The 18,012-nt window shown below is 36.8% G+C and carries 16 protein-coding genes; all 16 read left to right on the forward strand.

What is annotated here, in order from left to right:
- Nucleotides 1-207 (forward strand): PD-(D/E)XK nuclease domain-containing protein (locus N3C60_02445; protein MCX8083757.1); only part of this gene is annotated, 207 nt, incomplete at its 5' end.
- A gap of 62 nt (nt 208-269) precedes the next feature.
- Nucleotides 270-1,472: a threonine ammonia-lyase gene (ilvA, locus tag N3C60_02450; protein MCX8083758.1), complete on the forward strand. Its 1,203-nt coding sequence runs from the start codon at nt 270-272 to the stop codon at nt 1,470-1,472.
- The gene (dnaA, locus tag N3C60_02455) at nt 1,465-2,796 is read left to right on the forward strand and encodes a chromosomal replication initiator protein DnaA (protein MCX8083759.1); all 1,332 of its coding nucleotides are present in this window, start codon (nt 1,465-1,467) and stop codon (nt 2,794-2,796) included. The genes ilvA and dnaA overlap by 8 nt, the downstream gene beginning before the upstream one ends.
- 162 nt (nt 2,797-2,958) lie before the next feature.
- Entirely contained in the window at nt 2,959-4,065 is a 1,107-nt protein-coding gene (dnaN, locus tag N3C60_02460; protein ID MCX8083760.1) for a DNA polymerase III subunit beta, read from the forward strand.
- A gap of 13 nt (nt 4,066-4,078) precedes the next feature.
- Nucleotides 4,079-5,089, forward strand: coding sequence for an AAA family ATPase (locus N3C60_02465; GenBank protein ID MCX8083761.1), 1,011 nt, complete (start codon nt 4,079-4,081; stop codon nt 5,087-5,089).
- Between the two features lie 10 nt (nt 5,090-5,099).
- Nucleotides 5,100-7,490, forward strand: coding sequence for a DNA topoisomerase (ATP-hydrolyzing) subunit B (gene gyrB, locus N3C60_02470; GenBank protein ID MCX8083762.1), 2,391 nt, complete (start codon nt 5,100-5,102; stop codon nt 7,488-7,490).
- 12 nt (nt 7,491-7,502) lie between these two features.
- Nucleotides 7,503-9,920 (forward strand): DNA gyrase subunit A, encoded by a 2,418-nt coding sequence (gene gyrA / locus N3C60_02475; GenBank protein ID MCX8083763.1) that lies wholly within the window; start codon nt 7,503-7,505, stop codon nt 9,918-9,920.
- Nucleotides 9,921-10,769: a bifunctional methylenetetrahydrofolate dehydrogenase/methenyltetrahydrofolate cyclohydrolase FolD gene (gene folD, locus N3C60_02480; GenBank protein ID MCX8083764.1), complete on the forward strand. Its 849-nt coding sequence runs from the start codon at nt 9,921-9,923 to the stop codon at nt 10,767-10,769.
- Between the two features lie 3 nt (nt 10,770-10,772).
- Nucleotides 10,773-12,086, forward strand: a complete 1,314-nt coding sequence (gene mnmE, locus N3C60_02485; protein MCX8083765.1) for a tRNA uridine-5-carboxymethylaminomethyl(34) synthesis GTPase MnmE — start codon at nt 10,773-10,775, stop codon at nt 12,084-12,086.
- A gap of 12 nt (nt 12,087-12,098) precedes the next feature.
- The gene (gene mnmG, locus N3C60_02490; GenBank protein ID MCX8083766.1) at nt 12,099-13,967 is read left to right on the forward strand and encodes a tRNA uridine-5-carboxymethylaminomethyl(34) synthesis enzyme MnmG; all 1,869 of its coding nucleotides are present in this window, start codon (nt 12,099-12,101) and stop codon (nt 13,965-13,967) included.
- Entirely contained in the window at nt 13,957-14,553 is a 597-nt protein-coding gene (gene rsmG / locus N3C60_02495; GenBank protein MCX8083767.1) for a 16S rRNA (guanine(527)-N(7))-methyltransferase RsmG, read from the forward strand. The genes mnmG and rsmG overlap by 11 nt, the downstream gene beginning before the upstream one ends.
- The gene (locus tag N3C60_02500) at nt 14,495-15,361 is read left to right on the forward strand and encodes a hypothetical protein (protein ID MCX8083768.1); all 867 of its coding nucleotides are present in this window, start codon (nt 14,495-14,497) and stop codon (nt 15,359-15,361) included. Before rsmG ends, N3C60_02500 begins: the two co-directional genes overlap by 59 nt.
- 11 nt (nt 15,362-15,372) lie before the next feature.
- A complete protein-coding gene (locus tag N3C60_02505; protein MCX8083769.1) occupies nt 15,373-16,047 on the forward strand; it encodes a cytochrome b5 in 675 nt (224 codons plus the stop codon).
- Nucleotides 16,035-16,289: a rubrerythrin gene (locus tag N3C60_02510; GenBank protein ID MCX8083770.1), complete on the forward strand. Its 255-nt coding sequence runs from the start codon at nt 16,035-16,037 to the stop codon at nt 16,287-16,289. The genes N3C60_02505 and N3C60_02510 overlap by 13 nt, the downstream gene beginning before the upstream one ends.
- 19 nt (nt 16,290-16,308) lie before the next feature.
- Complete coding sequence (gene purB, locus N3C60_02515; protein MCX8083771.1) at nt 16,309-17,739, forward strand: adenylosuccinate lyase; 1,431 nt, start codon at nt 16,309-16,311, stop codon at nt 17,737-17,739.
- Nucleotides 17,740-17,741: 2 nt separating this feature from the next.
- A complete protein-coding gene (locus tag N3C60_02520; protein MCX8083772.1) occupies nt 17,742-18,011 on the forward strand; it encodes a lysine exporter LysO family protein in 270 nt (89 codons plus the stop codon).
- Nucleotide 18,012 lies beyond the last annotated feature (1 nt).

Raw genomic sequence — 18,012 nt, forward strand, 5'->3', positions numbered from 1 at the left:
AGGATAGATCTGACCTTGAAGATGCCAAACGCTATTTACATCATCGAATTTAAGGTAGATACGAAGGATGCCTTAGCTCAGCTAAAGGAAAAAAGATACTACGAAAAATATCTAAACCTAAATAAACCGATATTCCTTGTGAGTATAGAGTTTGACTCAGCTAAAAAAAACATTACCAACATTAATTGGGAGTCTATAGCTTTTTAGTTTATCTGATTTATTTAAGTTTCTCCTTGACCGGAAAGATCTAACCGTGTAATATCTGCAGTATGAGTGTGAAAAATGTACATGAAGCTTATGAACGAATAAAACCTTATATAAAATACTTACCGTTGTACTACTCTAACAATTTTTCTGAACCATATAAGGCTAATATCTACTTTAAAATGGAAAATCTCCAACGGACCGGATCATTTAAGCTTAGAGGCGCTCTTAATGCTATATTAAAAAACAAACATCTCTGTCAAAATGGTGTTATAACCGCATCTGCAGGTAATCATGCTCAGGGTGTAGCTTTTGGTTGTAATCTTTTAAATATACCTTCTGTTATCGTTATGCCTACAATTACTCCCCTTGTCAAAGTAGCAAATACAAAGAGTTACGGTGCAGAGGTTATTCTTCATGGTAATTCTTACGATGATGCTTACATGAAAGCCCTCCAATTAGCAAAACATCGTAACCTTTTTTTTGTACACCCCTTTAACGATGAAGATGTTATAGATGGTCAAGGGACTATCGCCTATGAAATTTTAAAGGAAAAGGATGATATAGACATTATAGTTGTTCCCATTGGGGGTGGAGGCCTTATTTCTGGTATTGCTAAATTTGTAAAATCAGTTAACTCAGATATAAAGGTAATTGGTGTCCAGGCTGAAAATGCCGCTTCCATGTATAATTCTCTAAAAAAAGGGACAATTATAAAACTTGTTAATTCCAACACCATTGCAGAAGGTATAGCTGTAAAAGAGGCGGGGGATAAGACATTTGAGTACTGCAAAAAATATGTAGATGATATTATTTTAGTTTCCGAAAATGATATAGCTTATGCCATCTTACAATATATTGAAAAATCGAAGCTTGTTGTTGAAGGTGCTGGAGCAGCACCCCTTGCTACCATTTTATCCAACAAATTAAGTGTAGATGGGAAAAATGTGGTCATGATCCTGTCTGGTGGCAACATTGATGTAAATCTCCTTACAAGGGTTTTTTACAAGGGGCTGGCATCCACGGGTAGGTTTCTTGAATTAAATGTTATACTGAGGGATATCCCGGGTTCCCTTGCAAATCTCACTAAAGATGTTGCAGAACTTGGAGCGAATGTTTTGGATATAAGGCATTTCAGGTATGACCTGAATGTACCAGTCGGTTCCACAAAGGTTATTTTACACCTTGAAACAAAGGGGTTTTCTCATATTGAAGAGATCATCGATACACTCGGCAAAAAGGGGTATGAGGTGAATATTTATGGATAGCAATTTGTGGGATGAGGTACTTAAAATTGCTGAAAACACCCTTTCACCTCAGGTAATTCAAACGTGGTTAAAACCTTTAAGGATTTCAGATGTAAGAGGTGATATCATTGTAATAGAAGCACCTAATAGATTTTACAAGAATTGGGTAGAAGACAAATATTTAGATGTATTAAAGGCTATCTTTCAAAATGAGTATAACATACAGTCAGATATACAGATAGTTGTTGCTTCCTCCCAATTAGTCCAAAAGCCCGATGAACAGCAATCTGTTTTGAAGACAATTCAAATAATACATAACAATTCCACAAACCTAAACAAACAGTATACTTTCGAAAATTTTGTTGTGGGTGCCTCAAATCAGTTTCCCCATGCAGCTGCTTTGGCTGTAGCCGAGGGGTATTTCCAAACATATAACCCTCTCTTTATTTACGGTGGTGTTGGGTTGGGTAAGACCCATTTGATGCACGCAATAGGTAATAAGATACTTGAAAAGTTTCCCAAACTTAAAATACTTTATATCTCGAGTGAATCCTTTACCAATGAAATGATATATGCCCTAAAGTCTAAATCTATGGATATATTTAGGGAGAAATACAGAAATATCGATCTGTTGCTTTTTGATGATGTTCAGTTTTTAGCTGGTAAAACAAGAAGCACTGAAGAGTTTTTTTATACCTTTAATTGCTTGTATGACTTACAAAAACAGATCGTCCTGACTAGTGACAAAGAACCTAATGAAATAGCTGATCTAGAAGAACGGTTAAGGAGCAGGTTTTCTTGGGGTCTTGTGGCTGATATACAGCCCCCATCCATCGATGAAAAAATTGCTATTATCATAAAAAGATCAGAAATGATGAATATAAACATTTCGAACGAAGTGGCTTCTTTTTTAGCTGAAAATTTAAAAGGGGATAACATCAGAGATCTTATAGGTGCTCTAATTAGGTTAAATGCTTTTTCAACATTTCACAATGAGCCTATAACTATAGACTTAGCTAAAAGGGCTTTAGAAAAGTTCATGATAAAAAAAGATACCGTAATAACAGCTGACATGATAATCAACAAAGTCTGTGAATTTTTCAACATTAAGCAATCAGAGATAAAGTCAAAAAACAGAAACAGGCTTATTTCTTATCCAAGACAAATCTGCATGTACCTTCTGCGGGAAAAGCTTCATATTTCCCTACAGGATATTGCAAATATATTTGGCGGTAGAAACCATTCAACAGTTCTCCATTCCATAAAAGAGATCCAAAATAGACTTAATACTGATCAAGAATTAAAAACTGTTCTCAATACCATCTTAAGAAATATATACAAATAAAACAACAATCAAATATTTCCAACAATATTTCAACATTCAATTTTTCAAATAAATTTTTAATAAATATCCTAATTTTTTACTTGTAAACAAAAAATAATTCGGTTATTATTATTACTATCTTTTTTAAAAACTAATAGAAATAATATTACATGTGGAGTTCTTATGAAATTTAAACTTATAAAACAGGAGTTATATTATATACTAAATAACGCGATAAACTTCACCAGTTCCAAGAATACAAATACTATATTACAAAATATATACATTTCAGCTGAAAACAACACTGTCCTTTTTAAAACTAACAATATATTATCAGGTTTTTGTGCACAAATAGAAGCCAATGTGGAATCAGAGGGTAGTACCACAGTTATATGTAAGAAGCTTCTTGATATCGTGAAGGAATTGCCAGATTCTTCCCAGATAAGCTTCAATTTTGATGGCTCAAGGTTAAAAATAACATCAGGTCAAGCAAACTTTACCCTTGCAACCATGCCCACTGAAATGTTCCCTGCAATGACAGATATAGTTCCTGAATACAGTATAAAAGTCGAATCAAAATTGTTATACGAAGCTATAAACAAGACCATCTTCTGTGTTGCTAACAGTTCGACAAAAATCGAGTTTACAGGTTTACATCTAAAAGTATACGGTAATAAGTTGGAGCTTCATTCTGCTGACTTTCAAAGGATATCATCTATCGTTTTAAACCTTCCTGAAGAACAGTCAGATGAATTTATTATAAATATCCCCAAGAAAACAGCTTCGGATCTTCTAAAGATCATTGGTGATACATTAACCGTTGAGTTACACACAGACAAAAAGCAGTTGATGGTCATTTCAGGAAATATCAAAGTCTATTCAAGGCTAATAGACAGATCGGTAAAATCAATAAATTCACTATTTTCTGCTGATACACCTATAGAGGTTACTTTAAATAAAACAGATTTCTTAGAAAACCTCAAAAAAGTAATGGCCATAGCAAGTGAAGTAACTTATGCTGTAGTGCTCTCTTTTTCATCAAATTCTCTAACAATTTATAGTCTTGAGACTGAATATGGGCAGGGGATCGATAGAATTGAAAACATTAGCCACATAGGTGATGACATAGATATCATAGTAAATGGTAAGTTACTTCAGGAGATACTCAACCATATCGATAGTACCAACGTCACAATAAAAATGTCTGGCAGAAGAAATCCGATCTTTATCTATCCAGATACTGGTAATTATAAGTATCTATTGGTACCTTTAGCTATTGACAGAGGTTAGCCTTAGCTAAAACATGCCTCTGAAAGGGTTAAACTTATTAAATTTTAGAAATTACACAAGTAGATCTTTTACTTTTGAAAAAAAGAATTTCATATTCGGTAAAAATGGCTCCGGTAAAACATCATTACTAGAAGCTATTTATTTCATCTTCACCGGTAAAAGTTTTAGGACAAGTAGAGTTAGTAATCTAATCAATAATAATTCAAACACCTTTAGAATAGATCTTAGATATGAACATGATGGTATAGATATGGGTATATATATTTATTATGATCATAAAAAACATGTATATATCAATAATAAACCTGTTGAGAGCATTTACACCTTCTATTTCAATCATCCAATAGCTTTTTATTCGCCTGAAAATGAAGGTTTTTTGTCTTACGAGCAGGAACAAAGAAGAAAATTCCTCGATAGAACTATATTTTATATTGATTTAGATTACCTGAATCTTTTAAAAAGATATAAAAAGGTATGTGAATTAAAAAAAGGTTATATATTTAAAGGTATAAGGGATAAGCTTTTTTTTAATGTGCTAAACGAACAGATAAACGATATCTCCTCTAAGATTCAAAAGAAAAGAAAGAAGGTAATAGATAAGTATAATACGATATTATCGTCAACAATTACAAATATCCCCTCATCTGGTGTAGAATTTTTTCAATTAACATACGAACCGAGCGTTTTTAACCCTGATATTTTAGAAAAGGAGATCTCTACGGGATTATTACTTTCTGGTCCTCATAGAGATAGAATTTCCTTCCAATTAAACGGAGATAATGCAGATATTGTCGCTTCCTTTGGTCAAAGAAAAACTATATCTATATGCTGTCTATATTGTTTTTTAAAACTGGTTGAACTATTTAGAAAAAATGATATAATCATAATTTTGGATGAATTATATTCCAGTTTAGACACTGAACGTGCTGAATACTTTATGGATATTTTTAATACTTGTCAACTTTTTGTAACAGGACAAACTGTTCCTTCATTTAACGATATGAATTTAATAAACTTAAACTAAGTGAGGTAATATGTTAGAAGATATGAACTTTGATGGTAATACTTATAGTGAAGAATCGATAAAAGTGCTTGAGGGTTTGGAAGCTGTACGACAAAGACCCGGTATGTATATAGGCTCTGTTGATACAAAAGGGTTGCATCACCTTGTATATGAAGTTGTGGATAACTCCATAGATGAGGCAACGGCAGGTTTTTGTAAAAATATTATCGTTACCCTACATGTGGATGGTTCTGTGACTGTAGAGGATGATGGTAGAGGTATTCCTGTGGGTATCCATCCAACAGCTAAAAAACCCACTGTGGAAGTTGTCATGACAACACTTCATGCTGGAGGAAAATTCAACTCCGGTGCATATTTTGCATCAGGTGGATTACACGGTGTAGGTGTTTCGGTTGTAAATGCTTTATCTGAGTATTTAGAGGTTACCGTCAAGAGGGATGGAAAAGTTTATTTTCAAAGGTATGAAAGGGGTGTGCCCGTTTGTGAATTTAAGGAGATAGGGAAAACTGAGAAAACTGGTACAAAAGTAAGATTCAAACCTGATCCGGAGATTTTTGAGACTACAGAATTCCATTTTGAGGTACTGTCAAAGCGCTTTAGAGAACTGGCGTTTTTAAATAGTGGTGTGAGGATTAAAGCGATAGATGAGATTAATGATCGATCCCATGATTTCCTCTTCGATGGTGGTATTGTAAGCTATATAAAATTTTTAAACAAGGGTAAAGAGCTCCTTTTTGATGATCCCATATATGTAAGCGGTAAATATGAAAATGTCTTAGTGGAGTGTGCCATTCTTTACAACACCTCTTTTGATGAAAAGATCACTTCATTTGTAAACAATATTCACACAGAAGAGGGTGGTACCCATGAGTCGGGTTTCAAAACGGCATTTACCAAAGCTTTCAATAATTTTGTAAATAAACACAATCTCCTAAAAGAAAAAATCTCCCTTGAGGGTGATGATGTAAGAGAAGGGATGTCTGCTATTGTATCGGTAAAGTTAAATGAACCGATGTTTGAAGGCCAAACAAAGTCTAAATTAGGCTCCTCTATCGGTAAGGTGGCTGTCGAGGCTGTGTTGGGTTCGTTTTTACCAGATTTTTTTGAGGAGAATTCCGTTGTTGTCAAAAAGATTTTAGATAAGGCAGTACAAGCATATAGAGCTAGAGAAGCGGCCCGTAAGGCTAAGGAGCTTACGAGAAGAAAAAATGCCCTCGATGTTTCTACACTACCTGGAAAGCTTGCCGATTGTCAGGAAAAAGACCCAGCGCTTTCGGAGCTTTTCATAGTTGAGGGGGACTCCGCCGGAGGTTCTGCAAAACAGTGTAGGGACCGTAGGTTTCAGGCAATTTTGCCATTAAAGGGTAAGATACTCAATGTGGAAAAGGCAAGGTACGATAAACTATTATCAAACAATGAGATAAAGACTATAATTACTGCTCTTGGTTGCGGCATAGGTAAGGATGATTTTGATATCAATAAGCTGCGATATCATAAGATCATAATTATGACAGATGCTGATGTGGATGGGGCCCATATTACAACATTACTACTCACCTTTTATTTTAGATATATGCGACCAATTATTGAAAGAGGGTATCTATATATTGCAAGACCACCCCTTTATAAGATCAAGAAAAATAAAGTGGAAAGATATGTACATAACGAAGAGGAATTTGAGGACTTTATTCTGGATATGGGGCTTGAGGGGGTAGTGGTGGATGGGGTGCCTGAAATAAGGTATAAAGAGATTTTTAGGAATCTATTTTACATGAAGAGACTTCTTTCTAAGTATGAAAAAAAAGGTTATACTGAAGATTTGATACTTGTTTTATCTTTGCGTTTTGATCTTGAGCCGGAGAAACTCGCAGATAAGGATTATGTGGAAGAGTTAAGGGTTTTCCTCAATGGGAAAAATGTTTTTTCTTCTTATCAGTCGAATTTTATAGATTTTAATGAAGAATACAATAGATACAATATCTTCTTTACAACTGCAACAGGCTCTGTTTATGCTATAAATACAGATTTTTTGTCTACACCAGAATTTAAAGAGATCAGGAGACTGGGTAGGTATCTAAAAGAGATAGGTGGTATACCCATAAAGCTATCGGCTGACGGTTCAAGTTATGAATTTTCTAAGGTATCTGAACTTATAAATTTTATAGAATCACGTGGGAAAAAGGGGCTTACAATACAGCGTTATAAAGGTCTAGGTGAAATGAATCCAGAGCAGTTGTGGGAAACCACTGTGGATCCAGCTAGAAGGGTTTTGTATAGGGTTACCATTGAAGATGCTGAAGAGGCTGATACTCTGTTTTCTCTTCTTATGGGGGATGTTGTTGCTCCCCGTAGAGAGTTTATAGAAGAAAATGCCCTTTATGCAAAAAATATAGATATTTAGTAAGGAGAGTTGATGACTAACAAAGATAAAGGTATTATCGATATAAGTATAGAAGAGTCCATCAAGTCAAGCTATCTTGATTATGCTATGAGTGTTATTGTGGGTAGGGCTTTACCAGATGTTCGTGATGGTCTAAAGCCAGTCCATAGAAGGGTTTTGTTTGCCATGTATGAAATGGGTCTTGCCCATAACAAGCCCTACAAGAAGTCTGCGAGGGTAGTGGGTGATGTAATAGGTAAATATCACCCCCATGGTGATACTGCTGTTTATGATACCCTTGTACGACTTGCCCAGGACTTTTCAATGAGATACCCGCTTGTTGATGGGCAGGGTAACTTCGGATCAGTGGATGGTGATTCTGCTGCTGCTATGCGATATACTGAAGTTAGGATGGCTAAAATCACCGATGAAATGCTTGCCGATATAGACAAGGATACCGTCGATTTTTCACCCAACTACGATGGTTCTATGGAAGAACCTTTGGTGTTACCTGCTAAGATCCCAAATCTTTTGATAAACGGTTCAAGTGGCATAGCCGTAGGTATGGCTACTAATATCCCCCCTCATAATTTATCGGAAGTGATAGATGCTCTTGTTTTTAGAATTGATAACCCTGATTCTGATCTCAATGATATACTTAAATTTATTAAAGGCCCCGATTTTCCAACTGCTGGGTTATTGATGGGTATCTCCGACATGAAAAACGCCTATCTTACAGGTAGAGGAACTATAAAGATTAGGGCCAGAGCAGAAATTCAACAACTTAAATCAGGAAAAGAACAGATTATTATCACTGAAATACCCTATCAGGTTAATAAATCTGCTATGATTGAAAAGATCGCCGAACTTGTCAGGGATAAGGTAATAACAGGTATATCGGAATTGAGGGATGAGTCTGATAGAGATGGTATAAGGGTGGTTATAGAAATCAAGAAGGGTGAAATGGCTGATGTGGTTTTGAATCAGCTGTATAAGTTTACCCAGATGGAGGTATCCTATGGTATCAATATGGTGGCTCTTGTAAATGGAAGACCTCTCACCTTACCACTTTTGCGTATATTGGATGAGTTTATTCAACACAGGATAACAGTAGTCACGAGGAGGACCCAATACCTGCTTAAAAAAGCGGAGGAGCGTTTACATATTTTAGAAGGGCTTAAGATGGCTGTGGAAAATATAGATGAGGTGATCGCCCTTATCAAAGGCTCTTCTGATGTAAAAGAGGCAAAGATTAAGCTCATTGATAGGTTTGGTTTTTCTGATCTTCAGGTGACAGCTATCCTCGATATGCGCTTGCAAAAGCTTACTGGACTTGAGATTGAAAAGCTTGTCGAAGAGTACAAAGAGACATTAAAGAATATAGAGTTTTATAAGTCTATTTTGGGGAATCATCAGATAAAGATGGGAATTATAAAAGAGGAGTTACTTGATATTAAAAGCAGGTATGCGGATAAGAGGAAAACAGAGATAGTTTTAGATCATAATGAGATAAGCATTGAGGATCTAATCCCAGATACAGAAGTTGTTGTTACAATAACAAATCAAGGTTATATCAAAAGAACACCTCTGAGTTTCTTTTCCTCCCAAAAGAGGGGTGGCAAAGGGAAGTCCGCTACACTAAGTAAAGGAGAGGATTTCATAGAAACACTTCTTGTAAGCACCAATCATTCAAAACTACTTTTCTTTACAAATACTGGTAAAATACATTTTCTAAAGGTATATGAGCTACCCGAATCTGCTCCTGGTACGAGGGGTAGGCACGTGTCAAATTTTTTATCTCTTTCAACAGGAGAAAGCATTGCTTCAGTGATAACCCTTTCTGATGCAGACCATGATAGATACATTTTCATGTGTACTAAGGGTGGTATTGTAAAAAAGACTGCTATAGAAGAATTTAAAAGTGGTAGAAACGGAATGGTTGCAGTAAAGCTAAGAGATAATGACGAACTTGTTTCCACCGTAGTAACTACTGATAACGACAATATAATAATTGCAACGAAAAACGGTAAAACCATTCAGTTTGAATCTAAAGAGGTCAGGGATATGGGTAGAAATGCCTCCGGTGTTAGGGGTATAACCCTTGAAGACGATGATAGTGTTGTTTCTATGGAGGTTCTTACCGGAGCGCCGTTTATATTGACAGTCACTACTAACGGTTATGGTAAGTGTACTTTGGTGTCCGACTATAGGATTCAGTCAAGGGGGGGTAAAGGGCTTAAACTTTCCAAGATCACACCAAAAACAGGTCCTGTTTGTGGCGCAAAACAGGTAAAGCTCGAAGATGATGTCATGTTAATGAGTAAGTCGGGGAAGATAATACGGATTGCGGTATCAGATATACCTGTTTTAGGTAGGGATACACAAGGTGTAAGGTTGATGAATGTGGCGGATGATGAGATTGTTTCCATCGCCATTGTAAAGGAGGAATAGATGGCTATACTCATTGATGGTAAAAAAATCTCTGAAAAGATCAGAGGCTATTTGAAATCAAAAGTGATTTCGTACAAAGAGAAACATGACCGTGTTCCTGGTATTGCTGTGATATTGGTGGGTGAAGACCCAGCAAGTACAGTATATGTTAATATGAAAGAGAAGGCCTGTTTGGAGGCAGGTTACAAGTCTGTAGTAGAGCGATTACCTGCTGATTCAACAACAGATGATGTGCTAAAATTGGTGGATACTTTTAATAAAGATCGTAGTATAAATGGTATACTCGTCCAATTGCCTCTGCCAAAACAGATAGATGAGAAAAAGATCCTTTTTTCTATAGATCCATCAAAAGATGTCGATGGCTTTCACCCTTTCAATGTTGGTCTTATGCACATCGGTGAAGATACTCTTTTCCCTTGTACCCCTTATGGTGTAATGAAGATGTTTGAGGAGCACAGTATAGATTTGACAGGAAAAAATGCCGTTGTGCTTGGTCGAAGTAATATAGTTGGTAAACCGATGGCTGCTCTTCTATTGAAGGCCAATGCTACCGTTACCATATGTCATTCAAAAACAAAGAACCTTCCTGATGTTTGTAAAGGTGCTGATGTCCTCATTGCTGCAATCGGTAAGCCCCATTTTGTTACTAAAGAGTTTGTAAAAGATGGTGCTGTAGTCATCGATGTTGGTATAAACCGCCTTGATGGAAAGCTTGTAGGTGATGTTAAGTTTGATGAGGTCAAAGATATTGCTTCCTACATAACACCTGTGCCAGGTGGTGTTGGCCCTATGACGATTACTATGCTTATGTATAATACTATGAAGGCTTTCGAGCGCACATTAGCTTAAAGTATGGATACCATTGTAGCCCCTATAACGCCACTTGTGAATGCCGCTGTTATCGTTGTTAGGATTTCCGGTGATGATGCGTTAAAGGGGCTGACTTTTTTCGATGTAGTTAGTTGTGAACCGAGAAGAGTTTATTTTACCCGATACAAAGGTTCTGAGGTTACCGATGATGTTTTACTCACCTATTTTAAGGCTCCCCATTCTTATACAGGTGAAGATGTCCTAGAGGTCTCCTTTCATGGGAATCCCGTCATTGTATCTTCTTTTATAAGGGACTGTTATTGTTTAGGCTTTAGAGCCGCTGCTCCCGGAGAATTTACTAAGAGGGCTTTTTTAAATGGTAAAGTAGATTTATCACAGGCTGAGTCTATACTGGATCTTATAAGTTCAAAGTCTAAGTACTCTGTTCAGTTTTCTTACAATACATTGAAGGGTGGTTTACGATTCAAAGTAGATGGGATCATAGATCAGCTTGTCGATATAGGTTCTGTTATCGAAGCCTTTGTAGAGTTTCCAGAAGAGGACCTGGATCAGGCTGTTTTTAACAATCTTAGTGCTATGATAGATGATATAACTGCCGATGTAGAGAGGCTTTTGGGTTCATACGATACGTTGCAAAATTATAAAACAGGTTTTTCTGTTGTTATTGCTGGTAAGCCTAATGTTGGGAAATCCTCTTTGTTGAATTTTTTATTATCTCAAGAGCGTTCAATTGTTTCTGATATTCCTGGCACCACAAGGGATTATATATTGGAATATGCCAATATAGGTGGTATCCCCATCCGATTGATCGATACAGCTGGTGTCAGATACACAGATAATGCAATTGAAAAGCTGGGTATAAGCCGTTCCATCGAGATGATCGAAAAATCTGATCTTACAATCGTTTTATTGGATGCGTCCAATATAGATACAGAGGATGAGTTTGTTTTAGATATCACAAAAGGGAGGAACAGGCTTATTTTTATCAATAAAATCGACCTAAAGGGAGATATTGCTGTAGAGCATGACTTGAGCTTCTCCATTAAAAAGGGGATAAACTTGGACCTTATAGTACCTAAAATAGTTGACAAACTTTCCTTTAAAGATGCCGAATCCTTCTATGTGGATATTTTAATAAACGATAGACATTATCACCTTTTTAAAAACTTTTTATCCCATCTTAGTAATTTGAAATCGGCATTGTTTGTTCAAGATCTTGATATATCAGCTTATGAATTAAGTTGTGCAGTGGATATCCTATATGAAGTCACCGGCAAGAGATATACAGAGGATATATTGAATAATATTTTTGAAAAGTTTTGTATAGGCAAATAGAGGTTTTATGCTATGATAAAATATGAGAATCGTTACGATGTTATTGTCGTTGGTGCTGGTCACGCTGGTATTGAGGCTGCTCTTGCATCTGCACGAATGGGAGCAAAAACCCTTCTTTTGACCATCTATATAGAGACCATTGCCCAGATGAGTTGTAACCCTGCTATCGGTGGTCTTGCCAAAGGGTGTTTGGTAAAAGATATTGATGCCCTTGGTGGTGAAATGGCTCGTGCTATCGATAATACAGGGATACAGTTTCGTATTTTAAACAGAAAAAAGGGTCCAGCTGTGAGAAGTTCGAGGGCTCAAGCGGATAAAAAACTCTATAGATTTTATATGACTGATGTATTGATGAATCAGTCTAATTTGAGTGTTAAACAGGCTGTTGTTACCGATATCCTTGTTAAGGATGGTCGTGTTTATGGAGTAGAGTGCGATACAGGTTATATTTTTCATTGTAAGTCACTTATTTTAGCTACAGGGACTTTTTTAAACGGTCTAATCCATATAGGAGAAAAGCGTTACCCAGCTGGTAGGGCAAATGAGTTTCCTGCTACCCATTTAGCTGAAGTATTAAAGAAGTTCGCCTTTGATGTTCAGAGGCTTAAAACAGGCACTCCTGCTAGACTTCATGCGGATAGTATTAATTTTTCGGTGTTAGAAGAACAAAAAGGTGATAATCCACCAGAACCCTTTTCTTTTGAAACTACGTCCATCCCTCTGCCTCAGGTTTCCTGCTATATCGCCTATACAAATGAAAAGACCCATCAAATAATTAGGGATAACCTCCATAGATCACCTCTATACTCTGGTGTTATTCAAGGTATCGGTCCCAGGTACTGCCCTTCTATAGAGGATAAGGTTAAAAAGTTTCCTGATAAAAATAGACACCAGATTTTTTTAGAGCCAGAAGGTTTGGACACGAAAGAGATCTATGCTAACGGTTTTTCCTCATCTTTACCTATTGATGTTCAGATTGCTATGTATCGTTCTTTAGAGGGGCTGGAGCATGTGGAGTTTATTCGTCCGGCTTATGCTATCGAGTACGATTTTGTCCAGCCCTACGAGTTAAATCACACTCTCGAAACAAAAAAGATAAAGGGTCTTTTTTTTGCTGGGCAGATAAACGGTACCACCGGTTATGAAGAGGCTGCTGCTCAGGGCTTAATTGCTGGTATTAATGCTGTTTTATCCATTGATGCTAAGGAGTTTGTGCTTGGTCGAGATGAAAGTTTTATTGGTGTGATGATAGATGATCTTGTCACAAAAGGTGTGGATGAACCTTACCGGATGTTCCACTCAAGGGCTGAATATCGGTTGCTTTTGAGGGAAGATAATGCTGAATATAGACTCACTGAAAAGGGTCATAGGTTGGGATTAATTAGCAATACCCGGTATAGTAGGTTTCTTTCGGAAAAAGAAGCTTTAAATGAGTGTTTGTCGCTTTTGGCTACCAGAAAACTTCCATACAATGATGAAACAAAGATAAAATTTGCTAATCTAAATGTCTATATTGAGGGTGCAACTCTTTTGATCGATTTACTCCGAAGACCTGAGCTATCCATTTATGATCTGCTGCCCTATTTATGTAAAGATTTTTCTCAAAGGGTTTTGCATCAAGCTGAAGTTTCTGTAAAATATGAGGGTTACATCAAAAAGCAGATGGATGAGGCTAAAAGGCTTAATAAACTTGAACAAGTTAAAATCCCTGAGGATATCGACTATTCAAAAATAGTCGGGTTGAGGAGGGAGTACGTGGAGAAATTGAATAAATTCAATCCCAAGACCTTAGGTCAAGCCATGCGTATTAAGGGTATGACACCCGCTGCTATTTCACTTTTACATATATATATAAAAGGTCTTATTAAGGATGATAGATAAATATTTTAATATAACAAGCGATCAGGTGCTGCTACTTGAAGAGTTTTATAAACTACATCTCTTGTCTCCTCATAATCTCACTGCTATAAAAGATCGCCATCAATTCTATATAAAGCATTACCTCGATAGCATCTATTGTTTCAAAGATCTGCATCATGAGTTTTCTACTCTCTGTGATATAGGCAGTGGTGGAGGGTTTCCTGGCATTGTTATTGCCATCTTAATGCCCTCTAAAAATGTATTTCTCTGTGAAAGCATAAAGAAGAAATGTCAATTCCTTGAGCATGCAATTAGATATCTTTCTTTAAAAAATGTTCAGGTGATAAACGATCGCATAGAAAATATAAAAGGGGTAAATTTCGACGTATTGACAGCACGAGGTGTATCAAAAGTGCTTGATGTGCTTAAAAAAAGTTGGAATGTTTCACATGAAACATCGCTATGGATTTTATATAAGGGGGAACACTTGTTTGATGAGTTGAAGGAAGCTGAGCAGTTTGTAAAGAAACGAGGTTTGGAGGTGTGTTATGAGAGGGTTGAGTTCCCTTTTTTTAGGACTTATTGTTTTGTTAGGAGGAAAAAGTAGCGAAGCTTACGACAGCAGGGTGGTGGTAAAGGGGGATATTTTTTCAGCTAAGACGAGATATTTTGTGGGGCTGTTAGAAAAGGAGGGGCATTCTTATGCTATCAATGCTGATGTTTCAGATGGGGATGTCCTTGTTGATCTGGAGAAGGAAGAGGTTACGGTAAAGGGTAAAAAAATGAACTTTGGCTTTGGCTATGGCGATATACTAAAAGCGGTTTTAGCCGAAAGGAAAAATGATTGGGACAAAGGAGCATATCTGATAAAAAAGAACAAGGAGCTGTCTGAGGTCGTTGATGTTATTAAAAATAATAATCTCAGATATATACTATATGATGATAAAAGGAGCCTGATGGATAGTATGGAAAAGCTTAAAAAGGATAAAAAGATCGATAGGTACTATTTTCTTTTATACGGTGAAGGTAAGAGGCTTTTGGAGGATATGATACTTCCTATGACGCTATTAAAAGATAACATGAAGATATATATAATAGCATTGACTAAAAAGATATGCGATGTGCTTGCAGATCAAGACTACCTCTTGGGGTTTAGGAGAACAGAGTTGTATAGCTTTATTAGCTGCCTTGAGGTAGATGCTGAAGAGAGAAAAGAAGCTGGAAAAGTTGAAAATGATGTATATTCTGTTATAATAATTAATGGGGTTAAGAGGATGTTGGATAGAGAGATGAAGGGCTCTTTAGAGGAGAAGAATGTTTATAAAGGGGAAGAGATGTTTGGGCTTAAAGGGTATTTTTTGAATGGAGGCAAGGTGGTCCCTGTAGACCTTATAAAACAAATAGAACTTAAATAGTTGGGAGTGCTATGAAAAGGGAAGATGTGAAACAATTTAACGGTGAAGATGGAAAACCAGCATACATAATATACAAAAACAAAGTATATGATGTAACAGAAAGTAGGTTTTGGAAAAAAGGGAAGCACATGGGTAGACACAAAGCAGGTGAGGATCTCACTGATTTTATATCGATGGCTCCCCATGATGATAAAGTTCTAGAGAAGGTTAAGTTTGTATGCGAGTTGGAGGATGAGATAAAGGCTGAAGACAAAAAGGACAGACTCAGAGCTTTTTATAGGAAATATCATCCTCATCCCATTTTTATCCATTACCCAATGGGGATTCTTTATTTTGGTGCTTTTATGCTGTTTTTGTATCTGATTTTTGGCAAGGAGAGCTTTGAATTGGCATCCTATTATGCGTTGATAATAGGGGGGCTTTCGATATTCCCAGCTGTGCTATCAGGTGTTCTTAGCTGGTATATAAATTATGATATGACGCCAACAGAGATTTTTAAAAATAAAATCGTTTATTCCGTTGTTTTGGTGGTCCTGTTCATAGTAGCTACTATCCTTAGAATAAGTGTAGGCAATCTAACGGGTGGAAATATTTTATATTATATGTATGTCATAGTATATTTTCTTATGATCCCTGTGATGACATTTATAGCCTATAACGGCGGGAGGATAACATGGCCGGATTAGAGGGTATGAATAAAGCTGATAAGATAAAAGCTCTTGAAGAGATGGTCCAGATTGTTTTACTCAGGATACCAAAAGAGATTGAAGCGATGCATTTTTATTTGAAAGCAGCGGAGAAATCAACTACGGAAGAAGCTAAAAATCTGTTTCTTAGTCTGGCTCAACAGGAAAAAGGTCACGAGGCAGAACTACGACGGATATTGCAAGATCTAAAAAACGAACTGGAAATTCTTAAAAAGAACTAAGGGAAAAGAGGACATAGGTATGCATGAGGAATATGTAAATCCATTAACGGAAAGGTATGCAAGTAAAGAGATGATGGAGCTTTTTTCGCCAAAAAGAAAGTTTGCTACCTGGAGAAAGCTTTGGGTGGCATTGGCAGAGGCTGAAAGGGAGATGGGGCTTAATATAACGGAAGAACAGATTGAGGAGATGAAACAAAATATCTATAACATAGATTTTGAGTATGCAAAGGAGATGGAGAAAAGGTTTAGGCATGATGTGATGGCGCATGTTCATACCTTTGGTAAAGTATGCCCAAAAGCTATGCCGATTATCCACTTAGGTGCAACAAGTGCTTATGTTGGGGACAATACCGATCTAATACTTATGAGGGATGGGCTTGGGCTGATTAAGAAACAGATGATAAACCTAATTCGGAATTTAAGCGATTTTGCGATGAAATACAAGGATCTGCCCACACTTGGCTTTACCCACTTCCAGCCGGCTCAACTTACAACAGTGGGTAAAAGAGCTGCGCTATGGCTACAGGATTTTATACTTGATTTCGCAGATCTTGAATATGTTGAAGAAAATCTGAAGTTTAGGGGAGTTAAGGGAACAACAGGTACACAGGCATCCTTTTTGGCGCTTTTTAATGGTGATCATGAAAAGGTTAGGAAATTAGATGAAATTGTTTCAAAGAAGATGGGTTTTGAAAAGGTACTAAAGATCACTGGTCAGACATACACAAGAAAGCAGGACACACAAGTGCTAAAGGTCTTGGCAGGGATAGCGGAGTCAGCTCATAAAATGGCTACAGACATAAGACTACTGCAGAATCTAAAGGAGATAGAAGAGCCCTTTGAGAAGAATCAGATAGGATCAAGCGCCATGGCGTATAAAAGAAATCCAATGAGAAGTGAAAGGGTTTGTTCCCTCGCAAGGCTTGTTATAACCCACTCAATAAACCCGTATTTTACCCATGCAACCCAATGGTTTGAGAGGACGTTAGATGACTCAGCCAATAGGAGAATTGTGATACCCGAGTCTTTTTTAGCAGTTGATGCAATATTACAGCTTTTGATAAACATTACAGATGGCATGGTAGTCTACGAAAAGATGATTGAAAAACATGTTATGGAAGAGCTACCCTTTATGGCTACTGAAAATATCATTATGGCCTCTGTGAAAAAAGGTGCAGATAGGCAAAAGATGCATGAGGTCATAAGGCAGCATTCGATGGAAGCAGGGAGAAAGGTAAAGATGGATGGTTGTGTCAATGATCTATTGGAAAGGTTAGCCTTGGATGAGGATATCCCTTTGAACAGTGATGAAATATATAGTATTGTTAATCCGAAAGATTTTATAGGAAGAGCACCAGAACAGGTGGAGGAGTTTTTGAAAGAAGAGGTATACCCGCTGCTTGAAAAATATAAGAATATGATCGGTATCAACGTGGAGATAAAAGTTTAAAGATGATAAAGTATCTGTTGTTTATAAGCATTGGGGGGGTATTGGGGTATATTAGTAGGAGAGGGATAAATGGACACCTCCATAAGCACTTAATGAATGGGAGCATCATCATACTTCTCTTTTTTATGGGGGTGGGTATAGGGAAAGATCCAGATTTAAAAAGTAAGATAGCTGATTTTGGGATAACAGCAGGGGTAATATCCCTATTGACAGTGGTTGGTAGTACTGTTTCTGTTTACGTTATATTAAGGGTATTTAGGAGAAGAAATTGAT

The sequence above is a fragment of the Calditerrivibrio sp. genome (assembly GCA_026415135.1).
GTDB lineage: Bacteria > Chrysiogenota > Deferribacteres > Deferribacterales > Calditerrivibrionaceae > Calditerrivibrio.